This window comes from Amycolatopsis sp. NPDC102522 (assembly GCF_055584485.1).
Genome location: NZ_JBVJLY010000037.1, coordinates 1 through 17723 on the forward strand (window position 1 = coordinate 1; position 17723 = coordinate 17723).

The 17723-nt window shown below is 67.7% G+C and carries 20 protein-coding genes and 1 pseudogene; 11 read left to right on the forward strand and 10 right to left on the reverse strand.

Translation table 11 applies throughout. The features are described from left to right. Positions 1-184, reverse strand: a pseudogene (locus tag ACZ6YV_RS42400) (hypothetical protein); the annotation flags it as partial. A gap of 211 nt (positions 185-395) precedes the next feature. Between ACZ6YV_RS42400 and ACZ6YV_RS42405 the strand changes: the two are divergent. Beyond that, the gene (locus tag ACZ6YV_RS42405; protein WP_465515046.1) at positions 396-1049 is read left to right on the forward strand and encodes a hypothetical protein; all 654 of its coding nucleotides are present in this window, start codon (positions 396-398) and stop codon (positions 1047-1049) included. A 32-nt stretch (positions 1050-1081) separates the two neighbouring features. Here the strand turns inward: ACZ6YV_RS42405 and ACZ6YV_RS42410 are convergent, their stop codons facing one another. The 6 genes from ACZ6YV_RS42410 to ACZ6YV_RS42435 form a co-directional block, all read right to left on the reverse strand. Next, positions 1082-1471, reverse strand: a complete 390-nt coding sequence (locus ACZ6YV_RS42410; RefSeq protein WP_465515047.1) for a hypothetical protein — start codon at positions 1469-1471, stop codon at positions 1082-1084. An 11-nt stretch (positions 1472-1482) separates the two neighbouring features. After that, positions 1483-1788 carry a hypothetical protein gene (locus ACZ6YV_RS42415; RefSeq protein ID WP_465515048.1) on the reverse strand — a complete coding sequence of 102 codons (306 nt, stop codon included), beginning with the start codon at positions 1786-1788 and terminating at the stop codon, positions 1483-1485. 166 nt (positions 1789-1954) lie between these two features. Then, positions 1955-2866, reverse strand: coding sequence for a hypothetical protein (locus tag ACZ6YV_RS42420; RefSeq protein ID WP_465515049.1), 912 nt, complete (start codon positions 2864-2866; stop codon positions 1955-1957). Next, on the reverse strand, positions 2863-4557 hold the full coding sequence (locus tag ACZ6YV_RS42425) for a type IV secretory system conjugative DNA transfer family protein (RefSeq protein WP_465515050.1): 1695 nt from the start codon (positions 4555-4557) through the stop codon (positions 2863-2865). Before ACZ6YV_RS42425 ends, ACZ6YV_RS42420 begins: the two co-directional genes overlap by 4 nt. A 68-nt stretch (positions 4558-4625) precedes the next feature. Continuing rightward, on the reverse strand, positions 4626-4898 hold the full coding sequence (locus ACZ6YV_RS42430) for a hypothetical protein (RefSeq protein WP_465515051.1): 273 nt from the start codon (positions 4896-4898) through the stop codon (positions 4626-4628). Further along, a complete protein-coding gene (locus ACZ6YV_RS42435; protein WP_465515052.1) occupies positions 4895-5086 on the reverse strand; it encodes a hypothetical protein in 192 nt (63 codons plus the stop codon). Before ACZ6YV_RS42435 ends, ACZ6YV_RS42430 begins: the two co-directional genes overlap by 4 nt. A gap of 196 nt (positions 5087-5282) precedes the next feature. Between ACZ6YV_RS42435 and ACZ6YV_RS42440 the strand changes: the two genes are divergently transcribed. Together ACZ6YV_RS42440 and ACZ6YV_RS42445 are read left to right on the forward strand one after the other, a co-directional pair. Beyond that, on the forward strand, positions 5283-6140 hold the full coding sequence (locus ACZ6YV_RS42440) for a P-loop nucleotide/nucleoside kinase family protein (RefSeq protein ID WP_465515053.1): 858 nt from the start codon (positions 5283-5285) through the stop codon (positions 6138-6140). A gap of 30 nt (positions 6141-6170) precedes the next feature. Beyond that, a complete protein-coding gene (locus tag ACZ6YV_RS42445) occupies positions 6171-7100 on the forward strand; it encodes an NAD(P)-dependent oxidoreductase (RefSeq protein WP_465515054.1) in 930 nt (309 codons plus the stop codon). Between the two features lie 61 nt (positions 7101-7161). On the opposite strand, the gene ACZ6YV_RS42450 is transcribed toward ACZ6YV_RS42445, so the two are convergent. The 3 genes from ACZ6YV_RS42450 to ACZ6YV_RS42460 form a co-directional block, all read right to left on the reverse strand. After that, positions 7162-8253, reverse strand: a complete 1092-nt coding sequence (locus ACZ6YV_RS42450) for a hypothetical protein (protein ID WP_465515055.1) — start codon at positions 8251-8253, stop codon at positions 7162-7164. 307 nt (positions 8254-8560) lie between these two features. Continuing rightward, positions 8561-8689: a hypothetical protein gene (locus tag ACZ6YV_RS42455; protein WP_465515056.1), complete on the reverse strand. Its 129-nt coding sequence runs from the start codon at positions 8687-8689 to the stop codon at positions 8561-8563. Positions 8690-8973: 284 nt separating this feature from the next. Further along, positions 8974-9807 carry a ParA family protein gene (locus ACZ6YV_RS42460; RefSeq protein ID WP_465515057.1) on the reverse strand — a complete coding sequence of 278 codons (834 nt, stop codon included), beginning with the start codon at positions 9805-9807 and terminating at the stop codon, positions 8974-8976. A gap of 194 nt (positions 9808-10001) precedes the next feature. Here ACZ6YV_RS42460 and ACZ6YV_RS42465 point away from each other — a divergent pair, with 194 nt between their 5' ends. From ACZ6YV_RS42465 to ACZ6YV_RS42500, 8 genes are all read left to right on the forward strand, one after another. Beyond that, a complete protein-coding gene (locus tag ACZ6YV_RS42465; protein ID WP_465515058.1) occupies positions 10002-10343 on the forward strand; it encodes a hypothetical protein in 342 nt (113 codons plus the stop codon). 1005 nt (positions 10344-11348) lie between these two features. Then, complete coding sequence (locus tag ACZ6YV_RS42470) at positions 11349-13268, forward strand: helix-turn-helix domain-containing protein (protein WP_465515059.1); 1920 nt, start codon at positions 11349-11351, stop codon at positions 13266-13268. Positions 13269-13785: 517 nt separating this feature from the next. Next, positions 13786-14061: a hypothetical protein gene (locus tag ACZ6YV_RS42475; protein ID WP_465515060.1), complete on the forward strand. Its 276-nt coding sequence runs from the start codon at positions 13786-13788 to the stop codon at positions 14059-14061. Positions 14062-14773: 712 nt separating this feature from the next. Next, positions 14774-15172 (forward strand): hypothetical protein, encoded by a 399-nt coding sequence (locus ACZ6YV_RS42480; protein WP_465515061.1) that lies wholly within the window; start codon positions 14774-14776, stop codon positions 15170-15172. Between the two features lie 111 nt (positions 15173-15283). Further along, entirely contained in the window at positions 15284-15529 is a 246-nt protein-coding gene (locus ACZ6YV_RS42485; protein WP_465515062.1) for a hypothetical protein, read from the forward strand. A 56-nt stretch (positions 15530-15585) separates the two neighbouring features. Continuing rightward, positions 15586-16140 (forward strand): hypothetical protein, encoded by a 555-nt coding sequence (locus ACZ6YV_RS42490; protein ID WP_465515063.1) that lies wholly within the window; start codon positions 15586-15588, stop codon positions 16138-16140. A 58-nt stretch (positions 16141-16198) separates the two neighbouring features. Next, positions 16199-16552 (forward strand): hypothetical protein, encoded by a 354-nt coding sequence (locus ACZ6YV_RS42495; protein WP_465515064.1) that lies wholly within the window; start codon positions 16199-16201, stop codon positions 16550-16552. 218 nt (positions 16553-16770) lie between these two features. Continuing rightward, entirely contained in the window at positions 16771-17484 is a 714-nt protein-coding gene (locus tag ACZ6YV_RS42500; protein ID WP_465515065.1) for a hypothetical protein, read from the forward strand. The last annotated feature ends 239 nt before the right edge of the window (positions 17485-17723 follow it).

Here is a 17723-nt window from a genome sequence, read left to right on the forward strand (position 1 = left end):
CGAGCGCTTCCGACGCCGCACTGGCACCGGCTTCGCCCGCCGCGCCGCCGAACGCGCCGAGGCCCGCCGCTCCCCCGCCGCCGGCGATCACCGCCACGGCGGCGATCGCCGCGACCGCGGGTCCCGCCTTGCTCTTGATCAGGACCTTCCGCCCGTCGCCGAGCGTTACCCATCGTTCCGCCACCCTGCGAATCCCCTCGCTGTCGGACCGAAACCACGTCGTCACCGCGACGTCGTGTAGCCGATCATTCACGCACAGACCCCTTCGGATGGTTGCCCGCCGAACGGGCGAACCATCGATCGGGTCACGAGGTGGGCGGAAGGCCCCGAAGGTCGGTAACGGCAGGTCCGGCGGTTGCGACGTGTCGTAGACCAAGGGTTCGTGAGGTGATCGGATGACCGGCAAGGTGGCCCGGAAAGAACGTCGTCGGCGGCTGTACCGCGCGGCGCTCCCCAGCGTGGCAGTGTTCTACGTGGTGGCGTGGAGCGTGTTCACGACGATGATGCGCGGGTTCGAGTGGTCCATGCTGCTTCTGGTGCTGGTGATCCCTCCGGCCGCCGTGCTCGCGGTCTCGATCCTGGTGATCAGGCTCCGCACCGAACGGCGCCTGACCGACGGCCGGATCGTCCAGTACCAGGCGTTCCGGGACATGCTCGCGACGACGAACGACAGCATGGTCATCGCGCGCGAGGACAACGTGGTGTTCCTGCCGCTGGTCAGCCGCCACGGTGTCGTGCGGATCGACCGCGACGAGCTGGCCGAGGCAAGGCGAGACGGCCGGGCCGATGCCACCGTGGTGGGTGAGCGGTTCTGGCTGGAATCGCGCAGCCCGCAGGTCTGCCACGACTTCACCACCTTCGCGCCGTTGGCCGACGACACCACCGACCTGGCCCCGCTCGCCCGCCGGACGTCGCCGAGTTTCTGGTCACCGCGGGAATGGTGGCGCGACCTGCGCACCGAGCTGGCGATCAGCCGCACCGGGGTTACTTTCCCCAGCGACGCCGAGGTCGACACCATGCTCACGCAGCTGCGCGCCGCGACGGCGTAGCGAGCCCGGATACGCCGGGCGGGCCGGCGCCGTCAGAAGAAGTCGCGCGGTTGCGCGGTGGTGCGCTGGCCGCGCGGGATCGAGTCCTGCCCGAGCCGGTCAGTGCGCCCGCGTTCGTATCCGGGGCGCTGGTTGCGCGGCACGAACCCGCTGCGCGACGGGTCGATCGTGCTGATCTCCACCGGACCGCGCGGACGACGAGCGTGCATCGTCGGCCGGACCTTGCCGAGCTTGAGCAGCGGCGCACCGGGCGCGGAGGTGATGCTGCGGCACGGCTTGCCCGGCACCGCGAGGCAGTCCGGACAGGCGTGATCACTCTGTTCGGCGGGCTGAGGCCCACCCCGCCGGCGACGGCCGCCCGGACCGCCCATCGACGTTCCCACAAGACCGCGCAGACCGCGCCGACCCTTGCTCTTCACCATGAAACGAGGTTCTACACCTGGTGGTCGCGCCCGGACGGCGCGTCCGCGCGGCGCGTCGGATCCGAGACCTGATCGGGATCGGTCACCACGGCCGTGATGACCGGAACGGGCGTCCGCAGCAACCGCAGGATCTCGGCGTCGGGGACGTCGAGCACGATCCCGGCGACCGCGAGGACGTCTTCGCTGAGCGCCTCCTCGGCGATCGCGCGCCGCCAGCCCGCCGGCTGGAACTCGACCATCGCCTCATCCCACGCGTCGGCGAGCGCCGGCCGGTCCGGCGCGTCCGTGCTCGTCGTCACCACGGCATAGATCTTCATCGAGGTCTCCTCATCGTCCCGGCCTGGCAATCGCCACGAACGTCCCAGTGAGGAGTGGACCAAAGGTGCACAGAATGTTGACGCCCCCGATCGACATAGGACAAATACATGACAAAAAGTGGCCCCGACCTGTCGGGTCGGGGCCACTTTCACCTGGTCACTGCCTTTACTTGGGTTGCTCCTCAGCAGCCGCGGCGGCATCACGCTCACGTCGCCATCGGAGGTCTTCCTCCCGCGCCTGCGTGAAGAAGTTGCCCCAGTACTTCGGATCGGTCACTTCCGACGACGCCGCTTTCGTCTTGTCGACGCCGACCGGCTCCGGCTCTGCCGACGCTGGCGCCGAACCGGGATTGATCACCGCTTGGGCCTGTTGTGTCGCCTGCATGTACTGCGGCAGCGAGTACTGGCCCTGCGGTCGCTGAGTTCCGACGCCCGGCTGAGGTACGGCCGGGGCGGTGGCCGCCTGCTGATGGGCCTCGTGCGCGGGCACCAGATGCTGCCCTGGTCCTCCAGGGACCGCCCGGCACATGTTCGCTGGAATCGCCTCAGCGATCCGGCCGAGCGCCGCATCGAGCCACCGCGTGTTCCACTCGGCCATGTTCACCGACGACGCCCGGCTACCGGTGTGGGCATCGTCGTAGGTCAGCCGGAGCCACCACACCTGCAGCAGCGCCGGGCGGTGCAGCGGCCAGCAGTCCGGCAGCTGCCCCCGCGTCACCTGGTACCAGTACCCGAGCGTGGTGTGCACCCACTTCCCGAGCTCATCCCACTCTTCCTTCGCGACACCAGCGGAGAGGTCCGGCCAGTGCAGACGGCTTTCTTCCTCCTCGACCTCCGTGTCCTCGTCGTCGACGAGGGCGTCGACGACGCCGCGCAGCTCCGCGACGTCGGCCCGGAGGGTTGCGACGTCCGGGCCGATGACCTCGGAGACATCCCGCACGACCGAGTTGAACTTGCCGGTCGCCTCGCCGAGCTCGACCCGCATAGCGCGAAGCTCCTGACCGAGATCGATCAGGAGCCGGTCCCGCGACGGCGGGCCCGCCGAGGGCCCGCCGCCGGTGTCCTTGCCGCTGGTCACAGCCTCACCCTCGTGTCCGCCGGTGCCGGTTCCTGCTGCCACTGCGCCTGTGGTGCATGCACGGGCTTCGCGTCGCCGCCGAGAGCTTTGAGCTCCCGCGCGACGCGGTCCCGGCCGGGCTCGTACTTCACAACCCCGGAACGCATCCAGTTCCCGCTGGTCACGTACGCGTAGCCGACTGGCAGGCCCGCGAGAACCTCCGGGCGCAGCGTCTCCTTGAGGATCCGCCTCTTGCTGCTGCCGGTGCTGCTCCCGCCGTGGCTTTGCGTCGTCTTGGTATCCGTCTCGTCCGCACCCCAGTGCTTCCGGGCGGTGAAGGCGAGCTTCTTCACGTCCTCACTGTCGCTGATGCCTCCGAGGACGACCTTGGTGGGAAGGTTCTCGTAAATGATCTTCGCGCCGTCGTCGCCCCAGGTCATGCGCAGCTGTGCGAGAGCCTGGAAGACGCCGACGAGGGTGATGTTGGCGCCCCGCGAGTCGGCGGCCCACTTGTCGAGCGGGACCGGGGTCTGCTGGGCAAGCTCGTCCAGCATCATCGCCATCCCGAGCGGGAGCCTGCCTCCGACCGACGCGGCCGCCTGCTTCGCGCTGGTGAACAGGTGCTCGGTCAGCGCGGTCATCAGCGGCGCGAGCCGCTTGTCGGTGTCGCTGCCGACCGCGTACAGCGTGCCCGACGCGAGGAACTCGGCCATGTTGAAGTTGTTCTCGGCCCTCGGACGGCACGCCGCCGCCACCGTGGGGTTGTCCATGAACCCCACGCAACTCACCACTGTCGCGAAGTAGCCGGTGCGGGTGTTGTGCGAGGCGTTCAGGCTCGATTCGAGCGTGTTGACCCATCCGGCAGGGACCAGCGACGGGTTCGCCTGCAGGATGCCGACCGGTGTCTGGTCATCGGGGTTGGTGGCCCAGTAGTGCACCGCGCCCATGTCCCAGTTCATCAGGGCGGCCGCCATCAGGTAGCAGCGAATGATCTCCTGGGCTTTGCGCGCCCAGAAGTCGCTGCGGTCGATGCCTTCGGCGCCGCCGCCACCGCGGACCAAGGCCCAGGCACGAGCGTCGGCGACGGCCTGGTCACGGCACCCGGACACCGGATCCCAGGAGAACGTCGAGGCGACTCCGCCCAGCCCGGCCGGGTTGAACAGCCACACCTTGCCGCGCTGAGCCCGCAGCTGCGCGGTCGCGTCGAACAGTTCGAGCTTCGTGCTGGCCACATACTGTGCGCCGGGAAAGTCCAGGATCTGGTTGATCAGTTCCTGGCTCTTACCGGAGCCCTGCGGGCCCAGCAGCATCATGCTCCGGCCGTATGGGCTGTAGATCTTCTTTCCCCGGACGTTGCGGTCCCCGCTGATCAGCTTGCCGAGGTTGAAGCCGTATTCCGTCGGCTCGTGCCGCCGGCGGGTCGCTCCGGACCGGTACTGAAGGTCCGGGCGAAGGAAGTCGGCGCTTTTGTACAGCGCCTTCGCTCCCGCGTAGTCGCCGAGATCTTTCCGCGTGATCCACCCGTCGTCGCCGAGTTCGCGCCGCAGGCTCTGCAGCTCGGAGAAATACCACTTGTGGTGCGCGATCGCCCCGCCGAGGAGCACAGCGCCGAGCGGGACACCGACCGTCGCCGCGGTGTCGTAGAGCGGGGCCAGTGGGGCGGCCGGATCACCGATCGCGCTGAGCGTTCCGAGGCCTCCGCCCAAGACCACCCCGGTGGCCCCGATCCTTCGGTCTCGCCACCTGACATCCTTATCGCTGGACATGGAGCAAGCCCTCCTTAGTCAAGTGGTCGGGTGGCGATGGCGTTCGCCGCCCGACCGCGTCCGTTTTCTGCCGTGAAGATCAGTTCGGCACTGTCCACAGTAGGCCGCTGGTCTGACAAACTTTCGACGCTACGAGCCTCCTGCCAGCGCGAATCGGTGTAGACCCGGGTCAGACCGAACCGGCCTGACTGGCGAACCGTCCAGCCGCGTGCTTCCGCCCGAGCATCGTCGTCACCGAAAAGACGCTGGTCAGCGGCATCGATGACGCGCTGCAGCCGGGCGATCACTTGCTCGCCTCCGCGACCTTCGTGCCGACCTCGCCGATGAAGCCGAGCAGCTCCTGGCCGAGGGGTGTGAGAGCCATGAGAACCAGTGCGATCAACGTGAACAGCGCCGCCGGACCCGCTGCGCGGGACCGCGCCGTCACAAACGCCGCCAGTGCGAAGGCCCCTGCCAGCCAGTACATGATCGTCATCTTCGTCTCCCGCCCTCGTGTCCTTGCCGTCTTGCTGTATCACAACGTAGCAAGATGAATCAGTGATTCACAACCCCTTCTGTCCAATTTTTGTCAACTGAGGTGCGTTTATGTCATGTCGCCTCACGGTCGACTGTCGCAGGCTGATTCAGCCTGATACGCTCTGATACAGACTTGCGACGATGAGGAGGGCGCCGTGACCGAACCCGGTGAACTGCAGCGCGGAACCGGCGTCCTGGAGGTCGCCCGGACCATCCGCACCGACATCGAGGCCGGCCGGTGGCGGCACCAGGAGAAGCTCCCGACCCAGCGCATGCTGGCGGAGCAGTTCGGCACCTCGAGCGCCACCATCAGCCGCGCGCTTGACGCGCTCGCCGAAGAGAGCCTGGTCATCGCGCGGCCGCGCGTCGGCGTGTTCGTGAACAACCCCGGGCCTGAGCGCGCGGACGAGTCCCGCGGCCGAAAGCGTGTCCGGCCGACCTGGATCGGCGTCGGCGGATACGCCGGATCCGGCAAAACCGAGGTCGGCCGGATCATCGCCCGGCTGACCGGCGCGGCGATGGAGGACAAGGACACCAGCACCAGGCCCGTCGTCGAGGCGATGCTGCGCGCCCTGGGCCGGTCACCCCACGACCGCGAGTCCGAGACCTACCTCAAGCAGGTCCGGCCCGCCGAGTACGAGGCACTGCGCGAGCTCGCGATCGAGAACATCTCCTGCGGCAACTCCGTCGTCATGACCGCGCCGTTCATCCGCGAATTCGCCGATCCGGTCTGGTGTCACCGTGCGCAGGCCGACGCCGAAGCGCACGACGCGCGCCTGCGGATCATCTGGGTTCGCACCGACGTCGAGAGCATGAAGATCTACCTGCAGCGCCGCGGCGCTGCACGCGACGTCAACAAGCTGGAGAACTGGGAGCAGTACCTCGACGGAGTCGATCTCCAGTACACCCCGGCGATGCCGCACGCGATCCTCGACAACAGCGTCCAGGACCCGCCCCTGCAGCGCCAGGTCGAAGACCTCCTGGAACGGTGGGGGATGAACGTCCGCCACTGACGGCGGCCCCCGTCGAAGGAGATCCCCACCGTGCGCATCCTCGTCAGCAACGAGCCGGACGACGAGGTCGGCGCCGACCTGCTCAGCCAGGTGCCCGGCGTCGACGTCGTCCGCTACGACCCCACCACGGCCGAACTCGACGACGAGCAGCGCAGTGCGGACGTGCTGATCCCGCCCTACCGCGGCAGCCATCGCCCGATCCCCCTGCTCGCGCAGCTCCCCCAGCTGAGCTACGTGCAGCTGCTCACCGCCGGCGCCGACGAGTGGTCCGGCGACGTCCCCGCCGAAACACTCCTGGTCAACGCCCGTGGAGCCGTCGCCGGACCGGTCTCCGAGTGGATCGTCTCCGGCATCCTCGCCCTCTACCGGCAGTGGCCGGCGCTCGTCCGCTTCCAGGACACCGGAACCTGGGCACACCGGCGCGTCGCCGCCGACACCCTGGCCGGAAAGCGCGTCCTGATCATCGGGGCCGGGGCGATCGGCTGGGCCCTCGCCCGCAGGATGCCCGCCTTCGACGTCGAGGCGACCCTGGTCGCCAGCAGCGCCCGCGCCGGCGTTCACGGTCCCGACGAACTGCCCGGCCTGATCGGCCAGCACGACATCGTCGTCCTCACGCTGCCGCTCACCCCGGCCACGGCCGGGCTCGTCGACAAGACCTTCCTCGCCGCGATGCGCGACAACGCCGTCCTGGTCAACGCCAGCCGCGGCGGCATCGTCGACACCGACGCCCTGGTCAGCGAGCTGCAGACCGAGCGGATCCGCGCCGCGCTCGACGTCACCGACCCCGAACCGCTCCCCCAGGACCACCCGCTGTGGACCAGCCCAGGCGTGATCATCAGCCCGCACATGTCCCGGACCGTGCCCGGAACCAACGCGCTCTGCTACGCCGTCGCGGCCGAGCAGATCCGCCAGCACCTCGACGGCCGCACCCCGTCCAACATCGTCACCGAACGCCGCTGACCAGGAACGCGAACGCAAAAGAGGCCCCCACTGTGTGGGGGCCTCTTTCGTCAGTTTCGGCTTACTGCGCCCGGCTCAACGTCGGAACGAACTCCTCGACCTCGCCCAGCTCGCCGATCACGAGCTTCGCGTCACCTGTCGCCAGCACCTTCATCAGGTCACGGACCTCGTTCGCGACCGGCTTCGGCAGCCCGAGCCGCGCCGCCAGCTGCGAACCCGCCGGGACACCGCCACCGTCGGCCATGATCGACGCCGTCAACGTCCCGGCCGCCAGGCCCTCGAAGCCCCGCATCGCGTGCGGCAGAAGAGGCAACGTCTTCTCATCCAGCACCACCGTCTTGCGCGTATCCCGCTCCTCACGCAGCCGCTCGGCTTCCGCCGCGAGGGCCTGGACCGTCGCGGCCTGCTCGTCGATCTGCTGAGCCAGCGCCAGCTCATGCTCCCGCTGGGCCTCGATCTCCGCCTTCGCGGCCTCGAAGTCCCTGACCAGCTGTTCGTGCGTCTGCAAGTCATCAGTGAGCTTCAGCAGCGTCGCCGACAAGTGGTTGGTGATGTGGTTGTACGCCCACACCAGCATCCCGATCATCACCGACGGGATCGCCGCCTTCGCGGCCGCCATCTCCTCGCCGTTCACGAGATGCGTCCCCGAGTTCAGGGCCAGCGACCCCAGCAGAATCGCCGCCTCCTGCAAATACCGCGACGCTTTCCAGCCCTTGACGAGCTCCGCCCGCTGGTGCATCCCCGCCCTGGCGGTCGTCGCCGAGGTCAACATCAGCAGGACCAGCGTCCCGCCCAGCGCGACGTCCAGCCCGTACGAGATCCAGAACAGCGGATCCGTGACATCGTTCGCCGGAACGAGCTGCTGCTGGACATTGATCCCGTTCCAGATCAGCAAGATGACGATCCCGGCGATGATCGCACGCTTCCCCGTGACCAGGAGTTTCGCCGTCTCCGCCAGCTGTGCCGCGTTGCTGGTCAACTGCTGGGCCTTGTTCCCCGCACGCTGCTTCCAGCGAAGGATCTTGGCTTCCTCGTTCCGCCGCCGATCCTCTTCGCTCGCGTTCTTCTCGGCCAGCGACCGCAACCGCGCGGCCTCAACATCCCGGGCCCGAATCGCAGCTTCGCCTTCGCGAACCTCCTGCGACAACTCCAACTCACGAAGATGCCGGCGAGCCGCGACCTTCGCGTCGATTTCAGCGTCCGACAGCGCCTCGAACAGGGCCTCCGATCGCTGATCCCGGACACGCTGCTCAGCCGCAGCAACACGCTCCGCCAGCGCCACCACACCCTGTTCAGGCTGCTGAGGAGCTCGCTGCAGGCGCCGACGCCACCGACCACCCTCGGCTGCGTTTGCCCTGGTCTCCAAGGGCCTATCATTGACTACGGACATTCCGAACCCTTTCGTGTGTCCAGCTCATGCCCTGGTCGGTGGCCTCAACACCGGCCAGGGCTTTTACCTGTCAGTCCTGGTCTTCCGGCAACAGCCCACGTCGCTCGAGATACTCGTCGACCATCTGGTCCACGATCTTCTGCATGGTCGTGCTGTGCTTGTTCTTGTACTTCTGCAGTGCGCGATCTCGACTAGCCAAAATCCGATGATTGAACTGCACGCGACCCGGACGGTCGCGCGGCGGTGGCGGTGGTGCTGGTGCGTCCAACGAAGCCGCAGTGCCCACTGTGGACTCCCCTCGTTTCTCATCACCACCAACGCTATCAGGGTTGCTAGCAGAGTTGCTAGCATTTTCGCTAGCATTGCCGTTTTCGCTGGTCACTGGCGGTTCTTCAGACTCGTCGTCGCCCGATCCATAGAGCCGTTTCACGGCTTCCTCACGATCGGGAAGCCAACTTCCCATGTCTCCGAGCCCCGGCCCGCTCACGCTGCCCTCACCAGTCCCTTCTTCAGCGCGTACTCCCTCGCCAGCTTTCGATAGTCGACGGCCGCGGTGCAGCCAGGACTGAAGTTCCGCAGCGGCATGTTGTGAACGATCGACTCCTCGGCCCTGATCGTCGATGACACATGACCGAGATACTCCGGCTCGAAGGTCTTGCTCAGGTAACTCCGTGCATCCCAGTTGACCTTGTTCCCGGCATTGAAGTTCGTCGCGATTACGGTGCCGACGTGCAAGTGCGGGGCCTTGCCCGACTTCTTCACCTCGGCCACCGTCGTCATCAGCCGGAACAAGCCCTTGAGCTGGTTCGCTCCCGCCGAGACCGGGACGAGGACCTCGCCGCCCCCCTCTTCAGCGCCCGAAGCTATGAGCGCCATCTTCGTCAGACGACCGAGGTTGGGCGGAGTGTCGAGCAGGTACACGGCGGGCCCAGGCGCGCCAGCGATCGCCTCCGCGAGTGACAAGTCCCCTCCGCGACCATTGCCTTCGACCTCAATCGCGGCCATCGCTGTCGCTCCTGGCAACACCACCGGGCCGTACTCGCTTCTGACCAGCGCCTCAACGAGCGGTTTGCGCTTCGAACGGTCCGGATGAAGGACCTCGTAGAGCGTCAGCGACTTCGCAGTCACCTTCACATTCAGTCCATCGGTCGCGTTCGCCTGGGAGTCGATGTCGACCACTACTACAGGGAGCCCCAGCGCTGAAAGCTCGGCACCCAGGTTCACCGTCGTGATGGTCTTTCCGACCCCACCCTTTTGGTTCGCCACAGCGATGACCCACGGCTTGACCAGGGGATTCGGCACCAGTAGCTCCGTCACAAGCGATGAGGCTAGCAGCCTGGCGTGCTCTTGCACGTGCGCAACAGCTAGCGACTCAGCAATTTACTGTGCTAGCATTTTTGCTAGCAGATCTGCTAGCAAAAATGCTAGCGTCTATAGTGAAGGGGCTCCGGTGGTGAGGAAGCACCAGCCGGAGCCAAGAACGTCCACCGAATCCGAATCGAGGACGCCCTATGTCCAGTATCCACTCTGACCAGGATCTTCGTACACGAACGACCCGAAACCTCTGCATCGAGACCGCCCCGGCCGCGTTGGGCATCGCCACGCTCAGCTCCATCGGCGTCATCTCTGGGCAGTGGTGGGTGTACCTGCTCGCGCTCGTACCCGCGTCGTTCGGTGGTCGGCATGTGCATCGCACGCTTCGCAATGAGCGGCTGTGGGCGATGAACTGCTGGCTGATCGCCGAAGCGGCTTGGCGCCGGCGCCAAGCCGCCGCAGTAGCCGAGCTGGAGGACACCAACTCAGCTCACATGCCGATGGTCGTCGACGGCACTGTCACCGAACCGCGCCCGTGAGCGGCCAGAGAAGTCCCAAGAAGTCCTGCCGACAGCCGGAGACGTCCGCAACCGAGAACGCCGCCATACCTGTCCAGCGGGCAACCAGCCGAAGCAGCGTTCCGCGCGATCCAGTTCCGGGCCAGCTCGACCTCCTCGCCGAGCTGGACATCACTGCGAAGTCCTAGTCATAAAAGCGCCTGACCAGGCGAATCCCGTCAAAGACTCCACCTGGTCAGGCATCACTCCGAAGGAGCAACACCATGCTAGCGATCAACCTCATCACCGCGGCCGCCGACGATGACGAAGCCGTTGGCTGGAACGACGTGAAGACGATCTTCGGCAAATGACCTGAGCAGCTGGGACTGGTGAGAGGCCGGGCAACCGCCCGGCCTCTCACCAAATACCTGGGGATCAAGACGGCGCGCCTCCACGCTCATAGTGCTTTTAGGGCCAAAATCTGCGGCATGGCAGCACGCAGAGGACGGAAGCACCGCGCTCGCGGTACCGAAGCTGGCCGTGTCGACGTCGCAAAAAGGTTGCTCGATGAGGTCGACGCCGAAGGAGCCGCACGTGGCTTGGCCTGCGGGCCGATGGCTGACCGTGTGATCGAACTCGGTCTGCAAGCTCTCCGTGCCGCCGAAGGGCACCTCGCGGACAACACGCCGAGGCAGGGAGCGCTGATGGGGGTCTAAAAGAACGAGGCGGTTCCGCTACCAACGGAACCGCCTCATCGAACGTTATGGGCGATCCGCCACAGATCGCCGTTTGCACTGGTCAGCCGGTGTCGGGCACCACCCCGACTAGCTGATCAGCAGCCCGGTTCACCACCGGGTGTTCGCGTCCCTCACCAGGACACACAGGGGGCTTTCGCATGCCCACTCACGAAAGGAGGCCTTTCGCTTGCCCAGGATAAGTCCTGGGTCCCGAACGCACCAGCAGCAGCCTGGTGTGTTGTTCGACGGACCTTGTGTTACCTGTCATGTTTCACCCGGTCGACGCCGTCTGACCAGGCGCTTCGCGATCGTGTGCGGACCGTGCTGGGCCGCGCACGGTGGCAAGCCGTCGGCGGGGGAGATCGCGGCCGAGCCCGCGTTCACGGCGCCGTTGCGCTATCCGAAGGGCCAGCGCGGGTATCTCGCCGCGCTCAAGCGCGCTGAGTGGGTCGAGGACATCCGTGTCGACGGCCGGAACCACCTGCTCGCGATCGCGCGCGTGCTCGCGCTCGCGGCGGACTGGGACACCTTGGAGACGTGGCCGGGCTGGGACACCCTGTGCCGCCGGACCGGGCTGTCGGAGACGACGATCGGGCGGTGGCTGCAGGAGTTGAAGGTCCGCGGCTGGATCGTCGTCGTCGAGACCGGCTCCACGCCCCTGACCAGGCCGATGGCCCTGCGCAGCGTCGTGCTCCCGGACGGAACCGAGTCCTTCGCCGAAGGCAACCGCCGCGCGGTCTACGCGCTGCGAATCCCGCTGTCGCCGGACGAGGCGATCGCCTGGGCCGCGCAGACCCTCGCGGCCGAAGCCGCTGAGGCAGCCGCTCATGCCGCTCAAGCCGACGTCGCGCGTCGACGAGCGCGAGCCGTAGAAAAAGCCCGTGGTCTGCGGCTCAAGGCCCTCAGCACTGCCTTCGACGGCGAGCGCCGCCTCATCGAGGACAAGCTGCAGGCCTTGATCGAGCAGTACGGGCTCGACGAGACCGAGCTCGCCGACCCAGAGGTCAAAGCCGCCCAGCAGCGCCGCGACGACGCCCTGGCCCACATCGAGAAATCGCAGTTCGATGCCTTCGCGCAGCGTCAGGACATCCAGCAGCTCGCCCAAACCTTCCACGACCGGCTCAACGACCCGGAATCCGGCGCTGACCAGGCAGAACCTGTTTCGCTTGGGGAAGAAAAGGGGTGGCCTACTTGCAACTTTCCCGAAGGGAAAGTTGCGATAGAGGGTGGTTTCGCGCGCGAGGGTCTCGCTGTGGATGACTGCGGAAATCCGCTCGGCGATCGCTGGGGGGGAAACGATCAACAGAGCGCCCTCCGGGCGCGCTCAGACCAGAAGCAGGGCCTGAGCTGGGCTTCTACGGTCCCGACCACGGAGTTTCAGATGCTGTGTGCGGTGGACTGGCTGCAGCAGAGGCTGCCGGTTTTCGCCCGGTTGACGCGATTTGCCGTCCGCTCGCTGTGTAGGCCGTTATACGGCGCTGGGTGGTCGAACCTCGACATCGTCCACGCGATGGACCACCTGCCCGGCGCGTTCGGTGCGCGCAGCGAAAAGCCGATCGGCCGCGGTCCCGAACTCGTCCTCGGCGACGTCGTACCTGGTCAGCACCAGACGTGGCGGTTCTACGCCGCGGCGACAAACTGGATCACCAGCCGGTTGAACGCCTGGCGGGACGCCGACGGCCGGATCCTGCGTGGCTACTACCAGGACCGCGGCCGCCAGGCCGCCATCCGCAAAGCCGTCGCCCAGCGCCACGGCCGCGCCGGAGTCCAGCTCCTGCAGCACGGCGGGCTCACCGGCGACGCCCAGCTCACCGCCGACACCGTCGCCGAGTTCGGCCGCAAGGTCGCCGCCCAGCTGCGCCGCGACCAGCTCCTCAACAAGCCCGCCGCGCCCCAAACGGCGACCGCGGCCGCGACCGAGCAGGCCCGTGACCAGGCACGCAAGCAGTTCGAGGCCGACGAGGCGGAACGCCGTGCCCGTGCCGCCGCGCAACGGCACGAGCAGATCCTCGCCAGCCACAGCGACCACCTCGAGGAAGCCCGCGCCGAGCTCGCGGCCGCGACCGGCTCGCCGTCAACGTCGGCCTTCGACCCGCAGCTGCTCGCCGAGCGCGACGCGCTCACTCCGCAGGAGCGGTACGAGCAGGCCCGCGCCCAGGCCACCGGGTACCGGCGGACCGGGGCCCGTCCGTATCAGAGCGCACGCGTTCGCCGCCGCTGGTCACGCTGAGGCCCCGGGCGGCCGCCGTCGAGACGTGCCAGCGCCGCCGGCGGCCGCCGTCGAGACGTGCCAGCGCCGCCGGCGGCCGCCGTCGAGACGTGCCAGCGCCGCCGGCGGCCGCCGCGCTCGTGTTCGCCGTGGTCACCCTGGTCAGGGCGGTTCCGCCAGGGCCTGGTGTAGAGGTCGTCACCGCTCGTACGAGCGGAGCAGGGTGGGCGGCAGGCGAACCTCCTGGGGTTGGCGGGCCTGCGTTCCGGGCGCTCTGGACGGTGTTCGCGGGCCGTCTCGCTCTGTAGTCCTCATCCAGCGAGAAACGGCCTATCAGGAGGTGCCGGGACCGCCGCGCCCGATCCGTCCAGGTGAACCGGAAAAAGCACCCGGTCCACCCGCACGGACGACACCACGGTCCCGGCACCTCCTGATCGGGGGCGGCCAGCTGGTTGACAACTACAGAGCGAGACGGCCCCCCGCGAACACCGTCCAGGACACCCTTCACTCCGACCCGCCAACCCCAGGAGGTTCACCCATGTCCGCCACCCACCCTGTTCCGCCCAACTTCGACGCAGGTGACGACCTCTACACCAGGCCCTACGAGAAGCCCGAAATCCCCGCCAGCGCGTTCTGGGGACACGAACCCAGCCACCACAACGGCGGCTACCTCTACCCCGGCCGCGCGGTGCTGCACCTCGGTCCAGGCCACAAGTGGCTGCACGAGCCCGAAACCTGCCCGTTCGTCGGAATGTTCGGCAGGTTGGTGCACGACCTGGTCCTCTGCCCCGAGTGCGGACTCGACCTGACCTGACCAGGTGGGGGCGTCTCGACCAACGTCGCGACAGCACGCTGGAGGGTCCGGCCGCCCGGTACCAGGGGCACGCTGCCCCTGGACCCCGGCGGGTCGGCAGCACGATTTCGCCCGGTCGTTCCAGCGTGGTCGATCTCCGTAAGGCGAAATCGCACTACCGAGGTGTGGACGACTGGTCGCGGCCATCTCATGTTTGGGAAAGACGGCGGGCGCAGCCAGGAGCGAGGGGTTCCTGCTGGTCAACGGGGTGAACGTCGCAGTCAGCGAGAAAGGCGTCGAAGGGCCTGGCCAGCTCGGCGAGAGTGAAGCGGGTGAGTACGGCATCGCGTCGACAGAGCGGGCTGGGGGTCATCTCCTCACAGCGCGGACGAGCCTGCCAGACGACGAGCCACGGAGTGCAACCCCGAAAAGCGTGGGGTTGCACTCCGGACCCCTCGCCCGACAGCCCTGACGGGCGCGCCGCGAGGAGATGACCCCCAGCCCACAGCCCACCGCCGCGATCGCCTTCGTTGACAAGCACCGGCCGCGAGGCGGCCGGACGGGGCCGGCCCCGAACGCCGCCGGGCTCTGCCACGGACCCGGCACCACTTCAGAGATGGCCTGAAGATCCCCCAGCATCACCCGTATGCACACTCTGACCAGGCTCAATCTACTACCGTTTAAACGGTAAAAGCGGTAAACTGGAGATACATCGAAGCGAGAGGAGCAGGACATGTACGACGTCACCGGCACGCGAGGCGAGGGCGAAATCCTGGCGGTGAGTTGCGGGAGCCGGCGGTCCGCCGAGGTGGTCGTCGAGCAGGCGGAGAGCGAGGGCTGGAACGAGGTGCGCATGGTCGAGCAGGACACGGAACTGGCCTGGCGATGCGGAGTGAAGGACGCCCTGCGCGGCCAGTTCCCGGCCGAGCTGGCGAGCGAGGTCGAGGAGGCCGACGCGTTCGGTCCGTTCGTCTACCGGGTGCGCGAGCACGCCCGCGAGCACGACCTGACGCCGTTCGAGGTCCTGGCGGCGATTTCCCTGGAGGACAAGGACTTCGCGAACCGGGCGGACGACCCGGCCGCATTCCTCGCGGCCAAAGTGCGCGACTTGCCCGAACCCATCAGCGCGTAATCGATGTGGCGGACGGGCCAGGGCTTAGCTGGCCCGTCCTGCCGGACAGCCTACGACCAGGACCCGGCAGGCGGGCAACGCCCGTCACCGACTTTGACCAGGGAGAACGTGATGGATGCGATCGAGTACATGCAGTGGCTGCAGCGGCAGAGCCCCGAGGTGCAGCAGGAACAGAACGCCGCCGCGATCCGGAGCGCCGAGGCGACCACGGGCGGTTACTTCGCGATGGGGCCGGAGCAGCGCGCCAGCGCGCGGCGCGAGGCGGATTGTGCCGAAGCCCAGGTCACGACGCGAGACGCTCGCATCCTGGCCGATCTGGAGGCCCAGGACGGTCCGCAGCGTGAGTTGCGTTGGTAGCCAAACCTGTCTGAAGCGACAAAAGTCTTTACATCACAAGGAAGGCAGCGCACGTCATGGCACTGTGGAACCGCAAGCCGCCGCGCCCGCTTCCGGTCGAGGACACCGGAACGTGGACGACCACGCCAACCGCGAACATGCGGGCGATCATGGTCACCCGCGAGGAGCTCGATCAGATCGAGAGGCTGCTGGATAGAGGCTGGACCAGCGAGAACTACCGGCGCCCGGTGCCTCTCTCGCCCGATCAGAATCCGGTGCTCGACATGGTGAAGGCCTGGAACATGCGCATCGGCGCGGCGTTGGCCGCAGGCGAGCGCGCCGGGCACCCCACCCCGACCACACTGTTCTTCGAGAACGGTCGCCAGCGCGGGGTGTTCCCGGCCGCGGGAATGCCGTTCTTCGAGAACGAGATCGAGACTGTCGAGCACGCGGCCAAGGTCGTGCGGAGCAGTGCCTTCATGTCCTTCGGCCACGACGAGTACGCCGATCTCCTGGCGCTTCTGCATTCACGTCTCGGGTTCGCCCAGGCCGTCGACTGGCTGGACAGCCGCCTGCCGGTCTTCCGCACCGAGCTCGAATCGTCCACTCACACAGACGTTGACCAGCCGTAACGACGACAGCGAGGTGCCCGGTCGAGGACCGGCTCACCATCGAGGAAGGATCATTCCCGTGCAGTCCTGGCAGATCATGGCTTTCGCCGCCGGCCCCGCCGCCTACGGTGTCGGCTACGGCGGCCCCTGGCTCGTCGACAAGATCCGCGAGCCCTTCCGCGACCCTCACCGCCCGGCCGGGCCGGTCGTCGACCGGCGCACCTATCGGCTCGTGCAACGCCGGGTGTCCCGGCTCGTCGAGCTGGAGGAGTGGAACCGTGCGCACGCGGGCGCGCTCTCGTTGTGCGCCTGGCTCCGGCAGAAGCGCCACGAAGGCAGCCCCCGCCACCGAGAACGGATGAACGCCGCACTGGCCACCTGGACCCGTCTCGCGGCCGAATACGACCCGAAGGCCGAGCTGGTCAGGAAGTAGGCCCGTGGTGATGTTCAGCTGGAAGAGGACGAACACCAAACCGAAGCCGAGCCCGCCGACGACGGTCTACCGGGCGGTGACCCTGTCCGGCAGGTGCGGCACGAACCGGACGGCGACCATGCAGGCCGCGGTGGGCGGATGCCCCTCGACGTACGGCACATGCCCCTGCGGTTCACCGATCCCCGTGGTGTTTCAGTAACCGGACGAGGAGCACGATCGTGAGCACCACCGAGAGCACGACCATGGTAGGCGGCGAGCCGAGTATCGCCGAACACCTGGTCAGCGCGTTGTCCGCGACCTGGCGGGCGATCCAGGCACGGCATTCCGACGTCCCGGACGTGGTGCTCACGATCGGTTCCGGTGTGGACCCGCGCCGCAGGACCAGCAGCAAGCTCGGGCACTTCGCCCGCCGGCAGTGGGTACGCCCGGCTCCCGCCGGGAGCGGCGACGACGACACCCGTGCCGAGGACGAGTTCGTCCATGAACTGCTGATCAGCGGCGAGGGCCTGGCCCGCGGACCCGTCGAAGTCCTGGGGACCCTGCTGCACGAAGCCGCACACGCACGGGCCGAAGCTCTCGGCATCGCCGACACCAGCGACGAAGGCCGCTACCACAACAAGCGGTTCGCGAAGCTCGCCGAGGAACTGGGGCTGCAGGTCACCGACGCCGGCCGGATCGGCTGGGCCGCCACCTCAGTGCCCGCGTCGACCACCGAGACCTACCGTGACCAGGTCGAACAACTCCGGGGCGTGCTCACCACCTACCGGGTGCCCCCGCCGAGCCGACCAGCCGGGGCCACACCCGAGGGCCGGATGCTGGCTGCGGTCTGCGGATGCGCGAAGCCGAGGCGGTTCCGGATCCCGCGAGCGACGTTCGAGCTGGGCGGCATCACCTGCGATCTGTGCCGTCAGCCGTTCACCCTGGCCGACTGAGCGACACGTTTGCCCTGGTCCAAGCAGGTGCGGTAGGGTCGGTCACCGCGGCGGCGACGTTCTCGGACCAGCTCACCGAGCAGCACCCGGAGCGGACGCAGCCAACAAACTTCACAACGCGAAGCCCCGCCGTTTCCGCAGCGGTTTTAGCACCTCCACGAGGCGCGCTTCGCACCAGGACCTTTTCACAGAGGCCCTCTCGCCCACGACATCGTGGCGGGAGGGCCTCTTTCGTGCCA